Source organism: Streptomyces sp. NBC_01549, assembly GCF_026339955.1.
Taxonomy (GTDB): Bacteria; Actinomycetota; Actinomycetes; order Streptomycetales; family Streptomycetaceae; genus Streptomyces.
Genome location: NZ_JAPEPW010000003.1, coordinates 26,117 through 46,273, shown reverse-complemented (window position 1 = coordinate 46,273; position 20,157 = coordinate 26,117). Strand labels below are relative to the sequence as shown.

The 20,157-nt window shown below is 70.3% G+C and carries 19 protein-coding genes and 1 pseudogene; 9 read left to right on the top strand and 11 right to left on the bottom strand.

The annotated features are described in order from the left end of the window. Positions 1–3 precede the first annotated feature (3 nt). The 5 genes from OG819_RS46415 to OG819_RS46395 are packed head-to-tail and all read right to left on the bottom strand — an operon-like array spanning position 4 to position 4,871. Positions 4–360: a hypothetical protein gene (locus OG819_RS46415; protein ID WP_266655748.1), complete on the bottom strand. Its 357-nt coding sequence runs from the start codon at positions 358–360 to the stop codon at positions 4–6. Continuing rightward, on the bottom strand, positions 357–3,041 hold the full coding sequence (locus tag OG819_RS46410) for an ATP-binding protein (protein WP_266655746.1): 2,685 nt from the start codon (positions 3,039–3,041) through the stop codon (positions 357–359). Before OG819_RS46410 ends, OG819_RS46415 begins: the two co-directional genes overlap by 4 nt. After that, entirely contained in the window at positions 3,038–3,601 is a 564-nt protein-coding gene (locus OG819_RS46405) for a hypothetical protein (RefSeq protein WP_266655744.1), read from the bottom strand. The genes OG819_RS46410 and OG819_RS46405 overlap by 4 nt, the downstream gene beginning before the upstream one ends. Next, entirely contained in the window at positions 3,598–3,939 is a 342-nt protein-coding gene (locus OG819_RS46400) for a hypothetical protein (protein WP_266655742.1), read from the bottom strand. The genes OG819_RS46405 and OG819_RS46400 overlap by 4 nt, the downstream gene beginning before the upstream one ends. After that, entirely contained in the window at positions 3,936–4,871 is a 936-nt protein-coding gene (locus OG819_RS46395; RefSeq protein WP_266655740.1) for a conjugal transfer protein, read from the bottom strand. Before OG819_RS46395 ends, OG819_RS46400 begins: the two co-directional genes overlap by 4 nt. A 718-nt stretch (positions 4,872–5,589) precedes the next feature. Here OG819_RS46395 and OG819_RS46390 point away from each other — a divergent pair. Further along, positions 5,590–7,020, top strand: a complete 1,431-nt coding sequence (locus OG819_RS46390; protein WP_266655738.1) for a hypothetical protein — start codon at positions 5,590–5,592, stop codon at positions 7,018–7,020. Positions 7,021–7,045: 25 nt separating this feature from the next. Beyond that, positions 7,046–8,491, top strand: a complete 1,446-nt coding sequence (locus OG819_RS46385; RefSeq protein ID WP_266655736.1) for a hypothetical protein — start codon at positions 7,046–7,048, stop codon at positions 8,489–8,491. A gap of 496 nt (positions 8,492–8,987) precedes the next feature. Here the strand turns inward: OG819_RS46385 and OG819_RS46380 are convergent, their stop codons facing one another. After that, positions 8,988–9,263: a hypothetical protein gene (locus tag OG819_RS46380; RefSeq protein ID WP_095849684.1), complete on the bottom strand. Its 276-nt coding sequence runs from the start codon at positions 9,261–9,263 to the stop codon at positions 8,988–8,990. Positions 9,264–9,378: 115 nt separating this feature from the next. On the opposite strand from OG819_RS46380, the gene OG819_RS46375 reads away from it, so the two are divergent. Beyond that, positions 9,379–10,575 carry a hypothetical protein gene (locus OG819_RS46375; protein ID WP_266655732.1) on the top strand — a complete coding sequence of 399 codons (1,197 nt, stop codon included), beginning with the start codon at positions 9,379–9,381 and terminating at the stop codon, positions 10,573–10,575. 274 nt (positions 10,576–10,849) lie between these two features. On the opposite strand, the gene OG819_RS46370 is transcribed toward OG819_RS46375, so the two are convergent. From OG819_RS46370 to OG819_RS46350, 5 genes are all read right to left on the bottom strand, one after another. Beyond that, on the bottom strand, positions 10,850–11,755 hold the full coding sequence (locus OG819_RS46370; protein WP_266655730.1) for a hypothetical protein: 906 nt from the start codon (positions 11,753–11,755) through the stop codon (positions 10,850–10,852). 109 nt (positions 11,756–11,864) lie between these two features. After that, positions 11,865–12,218 (bottom strand): hypothetical protein, encoded by a 354-nt coding sequence (locus tag OG819_RS46365; RefSeq protein ID WP_266655728.1) that lies wholly within the window; start codon positions 12,216–12,218, stop codon positions 11,865–11,867. Positions 12,219–12,295: 77 nt separating this feature from the next. Then, positions 12,296–12,580: a hypothetical protein gene (locus OG819_RS46360; protein WP_266655726.1), complete on the bottom strand. Its 285-nt coding sequence runs from the start codon at positions 12,578–12,580 to the stop codon at positions 12,296–12,298. A gap of 631 nt (positions 12,581–13,211) precedes the next feature. Beyond that, positions 13,212–13,442, bottom strand: coding sequence for a DUF397 domain-containing protein (locus tag OG819_RS46355; protein ID WP_067383621.1), 231 nt, complete (start codon positions 13,440–13,442; stop codon positions 13,212–13,214). After that, positions 13,443–14,315: a helix-turn-helix transcriptional regulator gene (locus OG819_RS46350; RefSeq protein ID WP_266655723.1), complete on the bottom strand. Its 873-nt coding sequence runs from the start codon at positions 14,313–14,315 to the stop codon at positions 13,443–13,445. 266 nt (positions 14,316–14,581) lie between these two features. Here OG819_RS46350 and OG819_RS46345 point away from each other — a divergent pair, with 266 nt between their 5' ends. From OG819_RS46345 to OG819_RS46320, 6 genes and pseudogenes are all read left to right on the top strand, one after another. Further along, a complete protein-coding gene (locus OG819_RS46345) occupies positions 14,582–15,067 on the top strand; it encodes an ATP-binding protein (protein WP_266655721.1) in 486 nt (161 codons plus the stop codon). Positions 15,068–15,309: 242 nt separating this feature from the next. Beyond that, positions 15,310–16,623, top strand: coding sequence for a UDP-N-acetylglucosamine 1-carboxyvinyltransferase (locus tag OG819_RS46340; RefSeq protein ID WP_266655719.1), 1,314 nt, complete (start codon positions 15,310–15,312; stop codon positions 16,621–16,623). Next, on the top strand, positions 16,620–17,846 hold the full coding sequence (locus tag OG819_RS46335; protein WP_266655717.1) for a metallophosphoesterase: 1,227 nt from the start codon (positions 16,620–16,622) through the stop codon (positions 17,844–17,846). Before OG819_RS46340 ends, OG819_RS46335 begins: the two co-directional genes overlap by 4 nt. Further along, entirely contained in the window at positions 17,843–18,382 is a 540-nt protein-coding gene (gene dcd, locus OG819_RS46330) for a dCTP deaminase (protein WP_266655715.1), read from the top strand. Before OG819_RS46335 ends, dcd begins: the two co-directional genes overlap by 4 nt. Then, positions 18,379–18,915: a deoxycytidine triphosphate deaminase gene (locus tag OG819_RS46325; protein WP_266655713.1), complete on the top strand. Its 537-nt coding sequence runs from the start codon at positions 18,379–18,381 to the stop codon at positions 18,913–18,915. The genes dcd and OG819_RS46325 overlap by 4 nt, the downstream gene beginning before the upstream one ends. Further along, positions 18,912–20,033, top strand: a pseudogene (locus tag OG819_RS46320) (glycosyltransferase family 4 protein). Before OG819_RS46325 ends, OG819_RS46320 begins: the two are co-directional and overlap by 4 nt. Positions 20,034–20,157 lie beyond the last annotated feature (124 nt).

Sequence of the window (20,157 nt, the reverse complement as noted above, 5' to 3'; positions counted from 1 at the left end):
GTGTCAGCGCCGCCCTTGCCCAGCGGCACTCCGGCGCCGCCAGATGACGACGGCGCCCAGGCCCGCGCCGGCCGTTCCCAGCCGCCACGCCGCACTGGCGGCACTGGGGTGTCCGGCGGGTGCGGAGGTTTTGGTGCCGCGCTCGCAGTAGTCCTTGGCGGGCCCCACGATCCCGTCGCACGGGTTTTGGCGCGCGGAGTGGGCGTCGGTGGCGAAGGCCTGGCCAGTGTGCGGCCACCACGGCTCCGGCGTGCTCGTCCCGAGGGCCAGGACGAGCACGCCGGCGGCGACGGCGATCACCGTGAGGATGCTGGCGGCCGCGGTGATGTGCCGGGAGCGGTCCCAGGAAGAGGTGGTCATGAGATGTGCTCCTTCGGGCGCGCATTCACGGCCTCACCGGCAACAGGTAGGGAGGGCGGGGCAGCGTTTGTGCGGCGTCCGGGTGTGGTGGTGATGGAGGAGGAGATCCGCTCGATGCGGGGGATGGAGACCTTGATGCGGCCGGTGTTCTGCCGCGGGCAGGTCAGCAGGAACTCGCCCTCCCGGCCCTTCTGGCCGACGGGGGACAGGCCGGTGGTCACCAGCCGCAGCAGTTCGGGGTCGTTCGGGTCGAGACCGAGGAACTCCAGGCCGCGGCGGGCGCGTTCGCGGTCGGCGGTGCGGGCGAGCGCCCGGTAGGCCATGAGGCCGCGGTCGGGGCCGAGTTCCTCGGCGTCATGGGATCCGGCGAGCAGGCCGGCGCCGTGTTTGCGTCCGTCGTGGAGGATCTCGTGGACCAGGGCGGTGCCCTCGGCGGACGAGGTGAGCCAGTACAGCTCGTCCGTGACCACCTGGGTGAACCGCTCGGGGTCTTCGAACGCGGTCTGCCGGGCGAGTGCGGCGATCAGATAGAGCACTGCGCGGCCGATGAGCGCTTCCAGCGGCTGCTGGTGCAGGACCCCTGGCTTGTCGAACGCGGCCTTCGGGGGCAGCTTCAGCCCGGTCGTGGTGATCACGATCATGTCGGTGGTGCTGGAGGCGTCCAGCCGTACCGGCGGCAGCGTCGGGTCGAACACCATGCGGGCCAGGGAGTTGGTGGCGACGACGCGGATGAGGCCGGCGAGGGTGGCGGCCGCGTCCTGCCGCTTGCCCGCCTCGCTCGTGGCCATCCTCTCCAGGACCTCGAGGACGCGGTGCATGGAAGGGGCGTCGCTGGCGGCGGCCTGCTCGACGGCATGGTGGAGGACCTCGCCGCTGGTGCTCATCGGACCGATGCCGAGCTGCAGGGTCAGGTAGGACAGGGCGTAGTGGCGGCCTTCGGGGCCGTCGAACATGCGCAGCGGGTCGATGGACACCTCGGCCTGGGCGGCGTCGATGATCTGGACGCGGCCCGCAGCTGCGGTGCGGGCGAAGGTCGCCCACTCGCGGACCGGGGTGCGGTCGATGCAGATCGCGCAGCCGCCGCGCGCCCACACCGCCTCCGCGATCAGCTTCTGCATCACGCTCTTGCCCGCACCGAGATCGCCGATGATCCCCATGGAGGCGGAGGCGTCCTGCTTCGGCGCATCCGCCACGTTGATCATCACGGGGCGGGTGGTGCCGCAGTCCAGGTCGATGCCGAGGAACATGCCGTTCGGGTCGCCGACCTCCGCAGCCGTGAAAGCCCCGCCCAACGCCCAGTCCTCGCTGACCTGATGCTGGGTGAATTCCCGCACCACACCGGGCCGCGCGGTGCCGGGCAGCCCGAGGGTGAACAAGGCCTCCTGCAGCCCGGCCGGACGCACGGCCCGGTAGTCGGCGCCGCCGAGCAGGGCGGCCAGGGCCCGGGCGCGGGCGTCGCAGACTGCGGCGGTCGGCCCCCACACGGTCAGGACCGTCACCGACTGGACCTCGACCTCCACGCTGGTGCGCGACAGGCGTGCGTCCAGCTCGCCCAGGTCGCGGGCGGCCTCGCTCAAGGAGGCGGGCATCCCGGTCGGGCGGGCGTCGTACTGATCGGCCTGGTCGATCAGCTCGTTCTTCTTGCGCCGCACCTGATCCCGCGCCTTCTCCGCCGACACCAGGGTCAGGTCGACGGTGTAGTCGACGGGGAAGTCCAGGAGTTCCAGCTGCGCGAACAGGTCGGCTGCGTCCTGGCTCACGGCAGGCGGGCACTCGGCCAGCGCCAGCTGCGCCTGATAGCCCACCCCGGCGTCGGACTCCACCTGCAGCCACCGCCGCCGCAGCGGCGACGACGTCTTCAGCCGCCACCACGCCGTGCGCCCCGACCGGCCGATCCGGTCCGAGCCCGCCAAGTCCTCGGCGTCGTCGCGCGCGGGGTCGACGCCGCCCTCCTGCAGGCGGACCTGGCCGAGGTCGGCGTAACTGGGGGAGTGCAGCGTCCCCGCCCTCAGCTGCCCTCCGTACAGGTCGCTGGTCTCGGCTTCGGTGAGCAGCGGCTCGTCCAGGCCGCGGTGGAGGGCGTGCTGGATCATCCACACGATCTCCGCCGGGCGTGCGGGGCGGAAGGCGATGCCGCCGGCGAGCGCGGCTTCCACCCGGGAGGCCTGCTCGCGGTAGGAGGTCACCTCGCGTCGTGCCACGGGGGCGGCACGCATGCCCAGCATCGGCGCGACGTCCGCCCACATCGCGCCGAGCGACGCGGTCACCTGCCCGCCGGCGGCGTCGTTTTGCAGCGGCACCGCCAGCCAGAGCGTGCGGCGGTGCATCTCCTGCTCGCCCAGCAGGTCCAGGGTGGCCTCGACGTTCTCCACCCACGGGTGCGTACTGCCGGGGGGCTGGTCGCCGGGCTCGATGCCCTCGATCATGCGCAGGGCGATCTCGCCCGGGTCGACCTGTGCGCACAGCCCGAACAGGCGCGGCGCCCCCGTCAGGGAACGGATCAAGTGCGTGATCTTCGCGAGTTGCTCGTCACGGACCGCGGCCGGGACGTAGGTGCCCTGGACGGTCTCCTCGCGGCGGCCGCGCGCGTCCGGTCCGGGGTGCAGGCGGTAGAGCGCCCACACGCTGCCGTGCGTCGACCACACCAGGTGCCCGGCGATGTGACGGACCGGCACCCTCATCGCACACCCCCCTGCTCGGCCAGCGCGAGCAGCTGCTGCACACCTGACACCGGCCGCACCGGCGCCGCGGGAGCAGCTGGCGCCGGGCGGCGTCGCGTGGACGATCGGGGCGTGGTCGGTGTGCGGTCGGCCGGCCGCCGCGGCGCACGGAGCGGAGCGGCCGCTGCGACAGAGGCGAACGCGTCCTCGACGGTGAAGCCGCCGAGCAGCGTGCGGGGAGCGCGGTCGCGGGCGGCCCTGCCGCCGATCCGTCCGCCGCGCGGCTGCCAGCCGAGCAGCACCCAGCCCAACGCGGCCTGCATCGGAGCGCGGCCGTTGATCTTCGCCCGGCGCACCGCCCAGATCGCCAGCAGCCAGGCCGCGATCGGGACGGGGCCCATCCACGACCACCAGCTGATGGTCTTGACCAGAAGGAAGCCGCCGCCGACGGCGACCGCGATCTGCGCGGGCGTGTAGGGGCCGAGGGGGATGCGCCAGTCCGCCACCTTGCCCAGCACCCAGGGATGGCGGCGGGCGGAGGTGTAAAAGCGCCCCATCCGCACCGGGGCGGCGGCGCTCACAGCCAGCCTCCCGCGCCGGCGGAGTGGTCACGCACGAGGGGATCGGTACTGCGCACGATGCCGGGGATTGCGGGTGCGCCCTTGGCCGGGTTCTTCACCTCGTCGGTGAACATGTTCGCCAGGTCGTTGCGCGAGTTGTACAGGCCCAGCGCGATCACCATCAGGAGCAGGGCACCGATCCCGGCCTTGAGGCTGAACTTCTGGATCATGATGACGACCACGAGGCAGACCAGACCGGCCTGCAGGCCTTTGGTCGCCCACTCCTTGAACATGTTGATCCACGAGTTGCCGAGGTCGTTGAGCTGCCCGGCGAGCATCAGGCTGTGCATCGTGTTCACCGGGCACCCCCGTCCTGGGCGGTCCCGGACTCCAGCGCCGCGACTTCCCACCGGCCCGAGCGGGCCTTGAGCGTGAGCTCGTACCCCAGCGGCCAGCGACCGCCGGAGTCCCGGGCTTCCACCTGCACGAGGACACGCACCGCCGTGCCGTCGGCCGGCACCTTCCCGGCGGCCGCGGCCTCCTCGACGGCGGACACCCGCTGCACCGCGACCGCCGTGTACGGCGCCGGGGAGACGGCCGACATCCGAACGCCGGGTGCGAGGTAGCGGTCCACCTCCCCGGCCCCCGTCAGGTACGCGCCGAAGAACTCGCCGACTGCCAAGGACAGATCGCCGTCGTATGGCACGCTCACGCCGTACGGCGACTTGCCCACCGCGGCGCGCGCCGGGCCGGTCACCGCGCCGGGGGCGCCGGTCACGGCGAACGAGGCGCCGCTCGCGTCGGCGGTCACGGGGACGACGAAGTAGCGCAGCCGCCCGTCGGCGTACTGCGCAGCCACGGTCACCGCCCACTCGCCGTCCCCGCGCTGCGCACTGCGCACGGCGATCACCGCCACCGGCTTCGGCTGCGCACTGGCGACCGGGTCCGGCAGATCGACATCCGGCGCGAGGGACTGCGCAAGCCACGCCTGCGCACTGTTCGCGTCGTCGGCGCCGCTGCGCAACCACGCGCCGACGAACACCTGCGCATAGCCCGCAGGGTCGGCCGTGGCGGCCGCGCTGCGCACGGCGGCTGGCTTGTCCGAGGGGGCGGCCGCGACGGTGGTCGGGCCGGACATCACCGCGACGCCCAGGGCGACGGGGCCGGCCGCGATCGCGGTGAACAGGGCCAGGCGCGACAGGCGGACGCGCCGCCTCATCTTCTCCAGCCGGGCGCCTGCGGCCATCGGAGGAGCCGCGTCGCTCTCCGAGGCCTGCTTGCCAGGGGACATGGTCAAACTCCCAGGTCAGAACGTGTATTTGCTGACCTTGAGAAAACCCGCCGACCCCGACCCGACCACCGACCATGAGCCCCCGACCACGGTCACGATGGGGACACAAAGCCCGTGGTCGGGGTCATGGTCGGCCCGACCACAGCCCCGACCATGGCCCCAGACGGCGACCAGGCACGCCTGAACCGAACATCGCTGTGAAGGTGGTGGGGACGGGGAACTGGCCCAGCGAGCCCAGGGGACACAGAGGGAGAAGCGGCCGAAGGACCGGGCCCGCGCCGACTCCAGGAAGGAGGCTGCGGAAGGCCCGGTTGCGCACGACTTGGCCGAGTGCGCAGACCAACGTCGACGGCGCCTGTCCGCTGTGCGCAGTCGGCTGCACATGCCGAATGCGCAGGGCCCGGAACCGTTGCGCAGCTGCCTGCGCAATGAGCGACGCTGCCGCTGCGCAACCGCGACTGCGCATCCATCGCCTGCCATCGGGGATAGGCCGTGGTCGGCCCGACCATGAGCCCGACCACGCCAGCCCAGTGCGCATGTTGCCGGATCGTGACCGGTGGTCGGGGGCTGTGGCCGTCAGCTTGGTCGGGGGCGCCGGGTGAGCTGACGGAATGGATCTCGTCCACATCACCTCACACAGCGGCCCCGGCCACCTCGCTCCCGCAGGTCCGCTCCAGGGCATCGGCGGCCGTGCGCACATGGCGCGCGAGGAAGCACGATGAGCCGTTTCGGGGCGGGAATCCGTCGTGGGGTGATGGCGGCGGACCAGTTCACCCAGATCGCTAACGCCCTGTTCCGCGACCCCAAGATCTCCTTCAAGGCGAAGGGAATCTTCGGCTACATCAGCACCCACCGCGCCGGCTGGCACGTGACGGTTGCCGACCTCGTGCGCGCCGGACCCGACGGACGCGACGCCGTACGCGGCGGCCTGAGCGAACTGCAGCGGCACGGCTACCTCATCCGCGAACAGCTGAGGCACGACGACGGGACGCTCGGCGAGATCGTGTACTCGATCACGGACCGTCCTGCTCCCGTCGACGCCGACCTTGCCGCGGCGGCTGGTCCGGCGTTCACCTCCGCGCCGGCGGGTGAGGCGCCGCCCGGCTTCGGGGCGGGGATCCGCCGTGGGGTGATGGCGGCGGACCAGTTCACCCAGATCGCCAACGGCCTGTTCCGCGACCCAAGGCTCTCCTTCAAGGCGAAGGGAACCTTCGGCTACATCAGCACGCACCGGGACGGCTGGCGGATGAGCGTCACGGACCTGGCGCGCCGCAGCCGCGACGGCGAGGCGGCCGTCAAGAGCGGCCTCAAGGAGCTGGAGAAGCACGGCTTCCTGCTCCGGGAACGCGAGCGCCGCCCCGAAGGCACCCTCGGCGCGGCCGCGTACTTCATCACCGATCTGCCCAGCCTGCAAAACAGCAGGTCGCAACCGATGTCGGGTTTTCCACCGGTGGATAACCCGACGTCGGTTAATCACCCCGCTAAGAACACCAACAGAAAGAAGACCAACAAGCAGAAGACCAGCACCCTCCCTCCGTGCGACCGCAGCGACATCGCGCGCACACCCGAAGGGACGGACCAGCCCGACGCACCAGCGTCCCCGCTGGCTGCGCTCCCGGCGGATGAGATGCATCCGGGGATCCAGCTGCTGCTCGAGATCGGAGCGAGCCGTCCGGAACTCCTGCTGACCGGCAAGGTGCTGACCGATCAGGGCCGCGTGGCCACGGTGATGCTGGAGTCCGGCTGGAGCAGCGAGCAGCTGCGCCACGTCATCACCGACCGGCCCCTGCCGGACCCAGTGCGCACCTCGGTCGGCGCGATCATCGCCGCCAGGCTCCGCGCCGCCCAGGCCTACCCGTCGCCCACCACCGCAGCAGACCACCACGATGCGCCCCCGTGGAACGAGCCGTACGCAGCGGCGACAACAGAGCGGTCATCGATGGGGGCCGCCGCCCGCAGCGTTACTGACGCCCTGACCTACCGGGCCCTCGTCGAGTGCGCCGGCTGCGGGGTGCCCGCAACCGCCCCCGGTGAAGACCTCTGCCCGGCCTGCCTCGGCTGGCCGCTGTGCCGCACCTGTCCGGGCCCAACGCCCCGGCGGGCCCACCCCGACGGCGGCGGCCGCTGCAGGACGTGCGCCTCCGCCTGACCGACCCACTGGAAGGAAGCAGCCCGTGACGGACACGCTCCGCACACCACCGCCGACCGCAGCCGGCCAGCACCAGCGCCCCTTCACCCTCGACCCGGACCGGTGGGAGGCCAAACGCTCACGCGCCGTGCGCGGCGGGCATGTCTGCTGCGGCTCCAATTGCGTGGCCGGCTGCGAGCCCGTCCTGATCCGTGAACGGACGGGATGGGGGTGGATCGACTGGACGGTCCCGGCCGACGGCAGCCTGCCCGAACAGCCACACCGGATCGCCGTGTTCACCCCGATCGCGACCCGGTCCCAGCGCATCAGCCTGCGCTGGCTGGCCAGACGACCGGCACACCGGATCCTCCTCGGCAAAGTGACCGTACGGCCGGCCACGGCCGTCGTCACGGCCCTCACCCTGGTGGTCGCCGCCCTTGCGCCCATGCACGGCATCCCCTTCGGCATCGTGCTGTCGGCGGCCGTCCTAGCCCCGCTGCTCGTGGAGCACCTGTCTGACCGGCTCGGTACCCGCGCCGGCGAGAACGCCCGGATCGTCGAGGACGAAGCCGCCTGCCGCTACCTGCAGCGCCTCACCGCTCTGCACACCGGCCTCGTCCGGGCCGCCGTCAGCAGCGACCGCTACGAGGTGCGGCGCGCCGTCGAGATCGGCCACCACCAGCTGTTCGACGCCGCAGACCTGCTCCAGCGCCACGACACCCGCTCGGCCTCCAGCGAGCTCATCGCCCGGGAGCGGCTGATGCTGCAACTCGCCGTCCAGACCCGACAGATCGTCACGCCCACGCAGGGCGACGCGGCGGCTGCCCGGCATGACCGGTTCGGCGGGCAGCCTCCGCTGGGTCCCTATCCGCCCGGGCCCCGCCGGCGGCCCCAGCCCTCAGCCGAGCACACGACCCCCGTCCCGCCGACGAAGGAGGAAACGAACATGCCCCAGGACGGTTCCGAGCAGCCCACCGGCGAGGTGTACCTGCTCTTCTCGCACGAGGCCTACTACCCGGCCGCAGCCCAGGAGATCAACACCTCGCTCGTAGCCGCAGCCTCCCTGCTGCACCCCCGTGTCCGGCAGCCCGACGGCGCCCGCATCTACGACCTCCTCACCCGCGGCCGCCGGCCAGGCGAGATCGTTCCGCTTGCCACGCTCACCCACGAACTGGACGGCGGTACGCGCTGGCCGGAGGTCGGCGACTGGGAGGCGGTCACCGAGGATCTGCTCCAGCTCATCCAGGACGGTGAATGCGATGCCCTCAGCCTGGGTCTGCCGGACATCGCCCGTGCCCTGGTGTGCTCCGGCCCGCACAGCGAAGTACGGGTCTACGACCCGGCGGCCGGGCGGCATCAGGCGTACGGGCCCGCCGAACGCATCAAGGTCCTGGTCGAGGTCGGCAGGCAACTGGCCTGGGCGGAAGCCGGGTGCGCCCTGTGGCCGGGTGACGGCCTGCTGGTTCCCGCCAACCCCGGAGGCGCCAAGTGATGTTCGGCTACGCAGCGTACGAAGTCTGGGCGGATTTCCGCAGACTGCTGACCCGGTGTACACGCCCCGAGCACCCCGGTCGCCGGCGGTCATTCCCCGCCGAAGGAGACAGCACCGGGCCCTGCACCGCGTCCGGGAACGACGGCGGCAAGAACTCCCAGCCCAGCAGCTAAGGCGAAACACAGGCCATCGCGCCGCACCAGACCACTACCTGGTGCGGCGCGATGGGCGTACGTGGCTCTCGGGGAGTAGCAGAACGGAAATTCGCGGTGGTCGCTGACGCCGCACCGCGTCAGAGGGCGGGCTCCGTCGTCGCTGCACGAGGGCCGGGGGAAGGGTTGCGAAGTCGGGGTGTGCTGCTTCCACGGCTTCGGGATGCGCTTTGCGTTTGGCGTGCTCGGCGAGCGCCCGGTAGCTGGCGGGCGTAGTTCGCCGCGCTGGCCGAAGAAGATCTTCCGAGCGGGGCGGTGCCGAACAGGTCGGCACCGCCCAAGGGCTAAAACACCCCCGCCTTCTCCTCCAGGAAGAGCGCGAAGTACGTCGCCGCGAGGAAGGTGCCGCCGACCCCCGCGGAGGTAGCCACCGTGCTGGCGTGGCCAGCCATAAAGATCATCAGCGCCACGAGGGCGGCGATGATGCCGACCGCGATGCCGAGCAGAATCGCGAGGATTTTCGCCTTGCGCTGCAGTCGGGCAGTCTCGGACCGGGCTTCTGCAAGGGTGCGCGGCTGCGCGTCTCCACTTGTATTTTGTGAGTTCTGGTTGGCGGGCACCTTGCTCCTCCGATGCGCGGGTTTCTGTTCCGTGCACCGACTCTCCTGCTCATCCGCGAGTTGCGGATTGGGGACGAGGGGATCCCGCAGTTTGGCAACTCACAGGGGGTGCGGGGTGGGCGAGGAAGAAGAGCAATCCGCTGGGGGTCCCGCTGGGAACAAGTCCGCGGAACTAGACACCGAACGGTTCGCGCGACGGCTCCGGGAGGTTCTGGAGGAGCGCGGCCTCACGCGGTCAGCCTTCATCGAAAAGTACTACCTGAACAAGTCCACAGCTAGCCGGTACTTCACCGGGAAGCGGGTCTGTCAGCAACACTTCGTTGCGCAAATCTTCGCCTTCTGCGAGGAGGAGGAGAAGCCGTTGAGCGACGAGGAACGGGTCGAGGCTTGGCAACTATGGGAGACGGCTGTCGCTAACAGCAAGACCCCAAGCCCGCTCGTTCAGCACTACCTGAACGAAGCCGAGTCGCTACGGCGAGAGCGCGACGAACTCAAGGACCAACTGGAGGGTGCCGACGGCTCGTCGCAGGAAGTTCGCCAGGCCCTCACTGCGATGGAGGAGCACGTTGCTGCCCTGGCGAATGGAGTGAACGAGGCCCGCCGGGAGATCACAGAGGACAGGAGAGACCGCGATGCCCTAGGACGCGAGCTGGCGGAGCGGGACCAAACTCTGGCCGAAGAACTCCAACGACAAGGGCAACGGCTGGCCGACCTCGTCGACCGCGAGGATGCAGCCCTGGCCGAGATCCAGATCGGCATGCGCGCCCTGGACCAAGAGGTCCGGGACCTGCGTAGCGAAGTTCCCGCCACGGGAACAGAACTCGTTCCCGCAGGGGAACTCCGCTCCGTCCCCGTCGCCCACGCAGAGATCGTGCTGACGCGGAAAGACCGGAGAGGGCCGACGGCCGCACAGGTGGCCAGGCTCGTGCCTACGTACGACGGGGTCGTTCTCACCTTGAAGGCCTGCGCGGTGATCCTCCCAAGCTGGCTCTTCGCCTGGGCCATCGGATTTCTTGCACACACGGTTGGCACGAGCAACACCTCGGCGAGAGTGCTCCTTGGCTGGGTGACGGGCGTCGTAGGAATGGCAGGGGGAGGCTATGGAACCGGGCTATTGGTCGCAGGGCTGATGCCGTACAGGCCGAAGGATCGAGAGGCGGCCATCCTCATCTCTTCCGCGATCGGCAGCTGCGCGAGCGGGCTCACTTATCCGTTCTTTGGAGTGGAGGGCGCCGCGATAGCCTTCGTGAGCGGCGTGATTCCTGTCGGTCTCCTGCTCCTCATGAACTGGGCGGACGATCACAGGGCCTAGAAAGGTCTCGTCGACACGCCGGGCCCGAATCGACTCTCTGCGTTCAACATCTGCTCTGGTGCTCATCCGGTCTCGGCGCGCTTCGGCACGGCTGCCCTGGGCGGATGCGGCGATGGCCGGTGCCGCGGAGCCGTGTGGCTTCGCGGCGGAGAGGTGGCTGGCCTCTCCATACCGGCCATCGTGCGGCGTCTGGCCCGCCGGGAGTTCGTCGATCCCTTCAACCAGAGGCCGCGGTCTTACGGTATCCCGCGTGTGACGCGATTCGGTGTTGCAGTCAGGGCGTCGAGGACCGGCGGGCGGCCAGCTCCTCGAGGCGGGAGCGTTTCCAGCGCTGCTGGCGCGGTCGGCCGGCACTGCCGCGGCGGTATTCGAACCCGTCGGGCTGCTCGAGATCGGGCAGGAGCCCGTGCCCGAGCGCGCTGATGAAGCTGTCGGCGTTGCCGTATCCGAGGATCTGGGCCGCTTCGGCGGCGCCGACCAGGTCCTCGTTCTCGTCCTGGTCGGCGGCGGGCAGCACACCGCGCGTGCGGGCGGCGGCGACGACGGTGGCCCGGCGCCACTTCTTGCGGGCTCCGCCGCGGCTGCCTTCCTCCCTCTCCAGGGTCTCCGGCTCGGGCAGTTCGGGGATGCGTCCCTGGTAGAGAGAGCTGGAGAAGGAAGCGACACTGCTGTAGCCGAGCAGGCTCGCGACTTCGGCGGTACCGAGCAACTCGTCGGGGTCCCCATCGACGGGCACCGGGGGCAGCGCGGCGGCCGGGGCGGAGCTGCGGCGGCCCTTGCCGGGCCGGTTGCTGGCCCAGGCGACGATCGTGCCGCGGCGCCACATCGGGCCGTCGGCGTCCTCGTCGGGCTCGGGGAAGTATCCGGGCCGGTCGCGGAAGTAGGCGTCGATGGTGGAGGTGCGGGTATAGCCGAGGAGCTTGGCCACTTCCCGCTTGGCCAGCAGCTCGTCCTGGTCGGCCTCGAGTACCGCGGCCGGCAGCGTGCGCTTCTTCGGGGCGCGCTTGGCGAAGAACGCCGCGACCTCGTTGTGGCGCCAGAACCGCTTGCGGCCCTCGGTGTGCGCGACCGCGGGGAAGCCGCTGTCCGGGTCGTTGCTCCACTCGCTGATCCGGGGCTTGCTTGTGCCGAACTCGGACACGATCTGCGCGGTGTCCACGAGCCGCTCGGCGGGAGACATCTGGGCCCCTTTGGAAGGATCAGCAAGGCGGTGCCGGCGCCCGGACGAGCGCGACAGGTTCGATAATGCCAAAGTGGATGGGTTCGTGTCCAACCCGCCGCCAGATCGGCTACAGAAGTTCCTCGCCAAGAAGGCAGACACCGAAGAGTGCGGCGCGCTCTTCCAACTCCGTGTAGGCCATGGCGGCCGGCGCGGCCTCCCAGATCGCGAACGCGAGCGCGGAGACCGCCTCGCCGCGTGTCATCCCCGGCTCCCACGGAGCGCCGACAGCAGAGCACCGCTCGGCGAGCTGGGTGTCGGACAGGTTCGCGACTTCCCGGCGAATACCGGACTGGACGTCGGCGACGCCCTCGCACCAGGCGCGGTGGCCCGTGGCGAGAACGTCCTGCAGCGCGTCCAGGTCACTCAGGTCCTGGGCGCGGGCGGCGAGGTCGAGAAGCAGGGCGGTGGGGTTGGTGTCCATGGTCATCTCCTTCAATCCACTGTAAGGGGACGTATGCCGGGCCGGGTCCGGACAGACCGGCCCGGCACACGCGGGTATCAGCTGTGGGGGGTGCAGCCGTCGCACAGCTCACGGCCGCCGCGGCGCGCCAGCTCAGGTTCCTTGCGGGGGTTCTTCTTCAGCGCCTGGCGGACCTGCTCCTGCAGGGCGGTGAACTCCGGGCCGTCGTCCGTGCACACGACGCCGGGGTCGGGCGCCCCGCAGGTCTCGACGTGCCGGATCAGGTCGGTGATACGCCAGTCGGCGTGGAAGCCGTCGCACCGCACCTGCTCGACTTCGGCGTACAGGTCGGCCAGCCGCGGCCGTTGGCCGACGGGGAGCAACTGGTCGCGGCGGGAAGCGAATCCGCACAGCGCACAGGAGCAACCGAGATTTGGCGGATCTCCCAGACGTCGGCCTTGTTGGGGGTCGACTCTGAGCATCGGACAGCGAGGCAGGCTGTTCATGCGCGCAGGAGGCGGCGTAGGGGCGTCCACAGGTGCTGAGCTCGACCTCGCGCAGCTTGAAGTGCTTCTGGAACTCCTCCCACTCCTGCTCGGTCTGTTCCGGGTATTTCGCAGCCGGCCGGCAGCGGGCCGGGTGTTGAGGAAGGCTCGGTAGAACTTGATCGGCTCCTCTTGGAAGACCCGTCCTCTACAGCGGTGAACGCGGCGCCGGCGGCAGCGTCCTTGCGCTCGGATTCGGATGGGTCTTCACCTGTTTTGCCGGGTTGATGTGCATGTACCTCCTGGGTCGGCAGATGTGGGGCCGCGACGCCGAGCCCGTGAACGGCATGGGGGAGAGGCCTTCGGGCTCGTGACCGGACCGGCTGGTGGCGGGATTCAGCCTGAGATGTGGGCTTCACCTGCGCTGTTGCCTGGGTCTGCGAAGATGGCGAAGGCGGCCGACCCCACTAACGCTGGGGCCGGCCGCCGCTTTCGTCTACGGCTGTCTCACGTCACGGCCGGTGAGTGCTCAGGCCAGGTGGTCGAAGGCGCCCGCTTTCGCTCCGGCCAGCAGGGCCCCGATCTCGCCCCGGGTGTACACGAGCGGGGTCTGCTCGGGCCGCTTGGAGTCGCGCACGGCGACCAGGTCGCCGATCACGCCGAACTCCACGCAGTTGTCGTTGCCCCCGCTGAACGGGCTCTTCTCCCAGGTGACGGTGGAGAAGTCCAGCTCGGCGGGGTCGGGCTTGGTGTTGCTCACTTACAGCTCCTTGAGCATGCTCTTGATACGGCTGCGGGTCTCGGGCGGGCCGAGGGCCGTGGCCCGCAGGTGGTCAAAGACCTCGGTGTAGCGCCCCACATCGTCTGATCCCTCGAAGTACACCGAGTTGGTCAGATTCTCCACCCAGACCAAGTCCGGGTTGGGCTCGGGGAAACCCATGAGCATGAACGACCCGTACAAGCCGGGATGGAACCCGGCGGCGAACGGTAGAAGTTGCAGGGTGATGTTGGTGCGAGGCTCGGCATCCAGCAGGTGTTCGAGCTGTTCTTTGAGGACGGTCGGCCGGGATTCGATGCGGCGGAAGGCGGCCTCGTCGATGACCGCCCACAGCTTCGGCGCATCGTCGTGGACCAGCAGCGTCTGGCGGTTCATCCGCACGTCCACCAGGGCCTCGACCTGTTTGGCGTCCAGGTCGACGCGCATTGCGGTGATCACCTGGCGGGCGTACTCGGGGGTCTGCAGCAGTCCGGGGACCAGTTGCGGCTCGTAGGACCGCAGGGTCGTCGCGCTCTGCTCCAGCTCCAGGTAGCCGCCGTACTGGGTGGTGTTGATGACCGCGGAGTACTTGCGCCACCACTTCTGACGCTGTGCCTGATCTGCGCGGACCAGGTCCAAGATGTCCTCCCGGACAGCCGGGTCGGTGACGCCGTAGCAGTCGAGTAGTGCCTTCACCAGGACAGGGGAGGTGCCGCGGTCACCGTTCATGATGCGGCTGAGTGAACCCTGGTTGACCTCGATAATCTGGCCGACCTCGGCCAGCGTCTTGCCGGACTGGTCGTGCAATTCCTTGAGCCGGGCCGCGAGTTGACGTCGGTAGATGGACTTGGGGGCAGGATTCCTCTTCCAGGCCATGGCGACAGTGTGGCCCTTGCCCGAGGGGTGGACAACCAATCTGGGAAATCTCAATTGGGCATGTTGCCCAATTGAGTTGCCTCAGGGCATGCTGGCTAACGGTTGCGAGGCGTGATGACTTCATCGCGCTTCGTGTCATATGCCGTTGCCTTACGCCGACTTCCCGGGGCGAATCACCGCTCTCGGGGGCCGACGTGCCGACCCACAGCGCGAGCCCGGTCCGACTCCTCGGCCGGCTGCCCGCTCTGTCGACTGGGGAGCACGCCATGCACGAAGCCCAGGCCCACACCGGACCTGCCGACGTCCTGCCGCAGGCATCCTGCGGCTTCTACCTGGTGCACCATGACGCCGGATTCGTCCTCCACATGAGCGCCAGCCCGGAGCATCTGCGGGAGATGCGGCAGGCGGTGTTCAAGACGGTCACCGGGTCGGGAATAGGCGAGGAGATCGCGGACGCGGCACAACTGGTGGCCAGCGAACTCGTCGGCAACGCGGTGAGGCTCTGCGGCCCCTGGGCCCCGGTCATCGTCCAGGTCCAGCCCCAAGACGATCTGGTGCTGGTGAAGGTGCACGACCCCGAGCCAGCCGCCGTTCCCAAGCGCCGCGACCAGGCACCGGACAACGCCGAAGCCGAGGCCGGGCGGGGGCTGTGGATTCTCGACGCGCTCGCCCCGGGCTGGACGGTGAAGCCGACTGAAGTCGGCAAGCAGATCACATGCGCCCTGTCCGCCCCGGCCCTCGTGGACGTCTGACACATCTTCCGGCCCGCACGACGGCTGCCCCCGGGCCGCCCGTCGGGTCGGGGCCGCACGCCCGCCCCGGCGCCCCGGGGATCCACGTGCGGCGGGCACCCCTTCTTTTCCTTCGTGAGGGCGGTGTCATTCGCGGGCCGGCCGCTGCCGCACCCCCGTTGCCGGCGGCCGGACCGCCCCATGAAGCACTGCATGACCAACGCCACCTTCAGTCCCAACTGCGCTTGTCCTGGAGGTTTCTGATGGAGCTTGCTCCCACCCGCACGACTGGTGTCGATGCCGTCACCATCCGGCCCGGCCGCCCGCTGGTCGGCACGGTCAGGGCGGACGGGTCGAAGAACGCAGCCCTGCCGCTGCTGGCCGCCGCCGCGTCTCTCCGTCGCGGGGTTCACCTGTCCGGCGTCCCCGCCAGTGCCGACGTCCACAGGATGCTCGGCCTGCTTGAGCAGTGCGGCTACCGCGTCGCCCACCCGGTCGCCGAGCCGGGGGCCGTGATCGTCATGCCCAAGGGCGGCCCCATCGAGGTGCCCGAGCTGGCGGACGCCGCCCGGATCAGGGCCTCTTACTACCTGGTGGCGCCGCTGCTGGCGGCCTGCGGGCAGGCGGTGCTGCCCTGGCCGGGCGGCTGCCGGATCGGCGACCGCGGGATGGACCTGCACTTCAAGGTGTACGAGGCGTTCGGCGACACTGTCCTGCTCGACGACACCGGATTCCGCGTACTCGCCGGACAGGCCCGCGACAGGGTCGTCCTCACACTGCCGTTCCGCTCACGCGGAGCGAGCATCGCCGCGGTGTGCCGGGCGGTCGCCTCCGGCAGCCGCCTGGAACTGGGCAATCCGAACCTGTCCCCGGAGACCACCGGGGTGCTGGCCTCCTTACGTACCGCCGGGTGGCAGGCCCACGCCAGCGAGGACCAGATCACGCTGGACCCCCCGCCGGGCGTTACGGCCCGCACCGTCGCCTGGACGGTCCCCGGCGACAAGATCGAGGCCGGCACACTGGCCTGCGCGATCGCGGCAACCGGCGGCGAGGGCCGCATCGAGGGCATCAACGGCCCCGACCTCAAGGTCCTTGCGGGCCTGCTGGACTGGGTCGGCGTTCCCATCACTGTCGCCCCCGACGCCATCACCGTCCACCAGGCCCGCACGGTCGGCGACCGGCCGCTGCGGGCGATCGCCTCACTGGCTCCGAACGGCCTGGACGCTGACTTCGAACCCCCGCTGATGGCCCTGGCTCTCACCCTGCCTGGCATCCACCTGTTCTCCGACGACATCAACCCCGGCCGCCACGGCAACCTGATCCCCCAGCTCACCCGCCTCGGCGGCGTGATCGAAGAACTCTCTCCCACCCACTGCCGCCTGGCCGGCCCCCAGCGGCTGAGCGGGGCCGCCGTGCAGGCCACCGACATCCGCACCGGCTCCGCGCTGCTGATCGCCGCCTTGAACGCCCGCGGTGCCACCACCGTCAGCGGCCTCGACCAGCTTCGGCGTGGACACGCCGACCTGCCGGCCAAACTCCGCATGCTCGGCGCCGACATCACCGAGGTAGCGCAATGACCAGGACCTTCACCCAGATCGTGGCCACCACCGACGTCCACTCCGCCCTCGACCGGGCCGACAGCCTGCTTCCGCACCTGCACGATCTGCGGGCGACCTCGTTGATTGCCGACTGCGGCGACTTCTTCGAGGGCACCGGCTACTACCAGCTGGGCAAGGGGGCCAGCGAGCGAGAGATCCTCACGACGCTGTATGACGTCCTCGCCCCCGGCAACCACGGCTGGCCCCACTACTTCGAGTCGAGCCTGCGCGAGATGACCGTGTGCGCCAACGCCGTCGACGACAGCACTGGGCGGCCGCTGTTCGACCGCATACGCATCGTCGACGTGCAAGGCCGCCGTGTCGCAGTCACCGCGGTCATCGGCGTCAGCGCGTTCCACACCATCCCCGCCGACCAGCGGGCTGGGCACCGCGTCACCGATCCCGCCACCGTTTTGCGCGAACTGATGCTGGAACACCACCACCGCGTGGACGCGTGGATGGTGCTGTCCCACTCCGGCTTCGAGACGGACCTCGAACTCGCCGTCGCCTGCCCGTTCGTGGACGTCATCTTCGCCGGGCACTGCCACAGCAGCACCTACGGGCCGCTGAACGTCGGCGACACCCTTGTAGTCAAGGGCGGCGAGCTCGGCACCGGATACGCCGCCGCCGAACCCGTCGGGTCCGGATGGGCCGCCCGCACCGCCCCCTTCCCCGACAACGGCACGGTCCCCGCCGAACTCGCCGCCCTGAAGGAGGAGATCGCCTTCACCGGCCGGATGCTCGCCGCCCGCCTCGGCACCGTCGACGAGCCCTACCGGGACACCGAGCTGGACCGGCACCGCCTCCTGCAGGACATCGCGGACCGACTGCACACCGGGCTCGGCGCCGACGCGGTCATCCTCAACGACACCACCCTGCGGCCCACCCGCCTTACCGACGTGCTCACCCTCGGGGACCTGCTGGCCATCGAACCGTTCGACAACCAGCTCGTCCACGCCTTCCTCCCCGACGCATACACAGCCGACATGGACGGCTTGCTCACGCACCTGGCCAATCAGGTCGGACCACTGGCCATTGCACCGCGGCCACTGCCGGAGGGGATCCGGTCCGTGCTGACCACCGACTACCTCGCCGACACCTACCTCGGCGGACGCACCCACCAGGCCGGACTCCGGCTCGGCCAGACCGTCCGCCGCACCGTCGCCACCCCACTGCCCGACCAGGAGGAAGGTGCCCGATGATCCTCACCGGCCCCGAAATCACAGCAGCCGCCCACGACGGACGCTTAACGATCAACCCCTTCGAACCGGACCAGGTCAACCCCAACAGCTACAACGTCCGCCTCGGCCCCACCCTGCTGACCTACACCGCCCCCGTCATCGACGCCCACCACCCCAACCCCACCACCGCCGTCGAGATCGGCCCCGGCGGCTACGTCCTCCAGCCCGGCGAGCTCTACCTCGGCCACACCCTCGAACAGGTCGGCTCCGACACGCTCGTCCCGCTGCTGTTCGGCCGCTCCTCCGTCGGCCGGCTCGGCCTGTTCGTCGAGATCACCGCCCCCATCGGCGACATCGGATTCCACGGCCAGTGGACCCTGATGCTCTCCCCGATCCGGCCCTTGCGGGTGTACGCGGGCATGAAGATCGGGCAGGTCATGTTCTTCGTCTCCATCGGCGACATCGACCTCTACCGCGGCAAGTACCAGGCCGCCACCGGCCCCCAACCCTCCCGCTACTGGCGCGATGCGGCCCGCGTGAGGGCGGTGGCCTCGTGATCCTCACCGGCCCCTCCATCGCCGCCGCCGTCCACACCGGAGAGATCACCATCGACCCCTACGACCCCGTCCGCATCTCCCCTAACGCCTACGACTGGCGGCTCGGCGACACCATCCGCGTCTGCGCCGGCGACCTGGACGCCGCCGCCCCCACCGCGTTCACCGAACAGCACATCCCCGACTACGGCCTCATCCTCGTCCCCGGCCTGCTCTACCTCGGCGTCACCCACGAGCGGACCGGCTCGGAGACGTTCGCGCAGATGCTCAACGGTGACCGCACCATCGGTTCCCTGGGCATCTGGGTCCACGTCTCCGCCCCGCTCGGCCACCAGGGACACGCGATCCGCTGGACCCTGGAGATCCGTGCCGCCAAGCCCGTGCGGGTCTACCCGGGCATGACCTTCGGCAAGCTCGTCTTCATCGCCGCGCACGGCCATCCGGACAGCTACCAGCACCAGGCGGCGAAGTACGCGGCCACGGACGGCATCGACATCTCCCGCCTGTACGAGGAGATCAACGGAGGCAGCCGATGAGCCGCCCTGCGAGCCCCCCGTCCGGTCCGCGGGCCGCCACCTTCCTGGATCTGCCCGTCGGCAGTCCCGGCGGCAGCGTCGAGCTCTTCCTCGACCTGTACACCGGCGAAAAGCCCCTCATCCCCGCGAGAGCGTTCATGCTCGCCCCCGCCGGTGTCCGTCCTCACATCCCGGCCGGACTCGAGCTGCTGTCCGTCACCGGAAAGTGCCTGGAGGGTCCGGCTTTCGGCCGGTACGTCGCGACCCTGCGCACCTCGCTGACGGCCGTGCTCGACGCCGCCCAGATCAGTGTTCTGCACCTGCAGCACCTCGCCTTCGGCGCCACCCCGGCCCTGATGCGGGCCTTTCCCGTCCATCCCAGGATCGCCCTGGTCCACGGCACCGACCTCCTGTTCGCCGAGGCCCACCGCGACCAGCTCCAGATCCTGCGCGAGACTGCCCGGGCCGCCGACGCCATCATCGTGCCCGCTGGCGCGATGGCCGACCACTTGATCAAGCTCGCCCCGCAGACCGACCGCCGGAAGATCAACCACATTCCCTGGGGCATCCCGGACCGGCTGCTGGTCGCCCCACCGGCCCGTCCACCCCGCGCGTCGATGAGGCATCTGCGGCTGCTGTACGCAGGACGGCTCACTGCCGAGAAGGGCGCCGAAGCCCTGGTCAAGAGCCTCGCTCCGGTCCAGGGCGTCGAGCTGAGCATCGCCGCCCCCAGACGCTAGTTCCATGCACTGGCACCCCTGCTGAAGCGGGCCGGGGTCCGGGCCCGCTATCTGGGCTGGCTCCGCCGCCCCCAGCTGTGGAAGGCCTTCACCGAGCACGACGTGCTCGTCATGCCGTCCACCATCCTGGAGGCCATGGGCCTGGTCGCCCTCGAAGCCCAGGCATGCGGGCTGCCCGTCCTCTACCAGCCGGTGCCGGGCCTGAGCGAGGCCCTTGCCGCCTCCGCCGTGGCCACCGACTTCACCCACTCCGCGGCCCTCGCCCGCGACCTGGACCGGCTGCGGACCACGCCCGGGCTGCTGCCCGCCCTACGGCAGGCGGGCTATGCCAACGCCGCCCGCTACCCGCTCTCAGCGACCGCTGAGGCCCTGGACGACCTGGGCCATCAGCTCACCTAAACCGGCCTCCCAGACCAGGAGGCGGGGCCGCTAGATGCCTGGTCACAGCGTTGTACCTAGCACCGAGGGCCGCTAGACCCAGAACCTCCGCTAGCGGGAGCGCGGCGGCACAGCCGCCACTGAC

Excerpts from the sequence above, each read along its gene's own strand:
- OG819_RS46395 (WP_266655740.1), bottom strand. The coding sequence starts at position 4,871 with ATGTCCCCTGGCAAGCAGGCCTCGGAGAGCGACGCGGCTCCTCCGATG.
- OG819_RS46390 (WP_266655738.1), top strand. The coding sequence starts at position 5,590 with ATGAGCCGTTTCGGGGCGGGAATCCGTCGTGGGGTGATGGCGGCGGAC.
- OG819_RS46370 (WP_266655730.1), bottom strand. The coding sequence starts at position 11,755 with ATGTCTCCCGCCGAGCGGCTCGTGGACACCGCGCAGATCGTGTCCGAG.
- OG819_RS46350 (WP_266655723.1), bottom strand. The coding sequence starts at position 14,315 with ATGGCCTGGAAGAGGAATCCTGCCCCCAAGTCCATCTACCGACGTCAA.
- OG819_RS46415 (WP_266655748.1), bottom strand. The coding sequence starts at position 360 with ATGACCACCTCTTCCTGGGACCGCTCCCGGCACATCACCGCGGCCGCC.
- OG819_RS46365 (WP_266655728.1), bottom strand. The coding sequence starts at position 12,218 with ATGGACACCAACCCCACCGCCCTGCTTCTCGACCTCGCCGCCCGCGCC.
- dcd (WP_266655715.1), top strand. The coding sequence starts at position 17,843 with ATGATCCTCACCGGCCCCGAAATCACAGCAGCCGCCCACGACGGACGC.
- OG819_RS46340 (WP_266655719.1), top strand. The coding sequence starts at position 15,310 with ATGGAGCTTGCTCCCACCCGCACGACTGGTGTCGATGCCGTCACCATC.
- OG819_RS46345 (WP_266655721.1), top strand. The coding sequence starts at position 14,582 with ATGCACGAAGCCCAGGCCCACACCGGACCTGCCGACGTCCTGCCGCAG.
- OG819_RS46410 (WP_266655746.1), bottom strand. The coding sequence starts at position 3,041 with ATGAGGGTGCCGGTCCGTCACATCGCCGGGCACCTGGTGTGGTCGACG.
- OG819_RS46335 (WP_266655717.1), top strand. The coding sequence starts at position 16,620 with ATGACCAGGACCTTCACCCAGATCGTGGCCACCACCGACGTCCACTCC.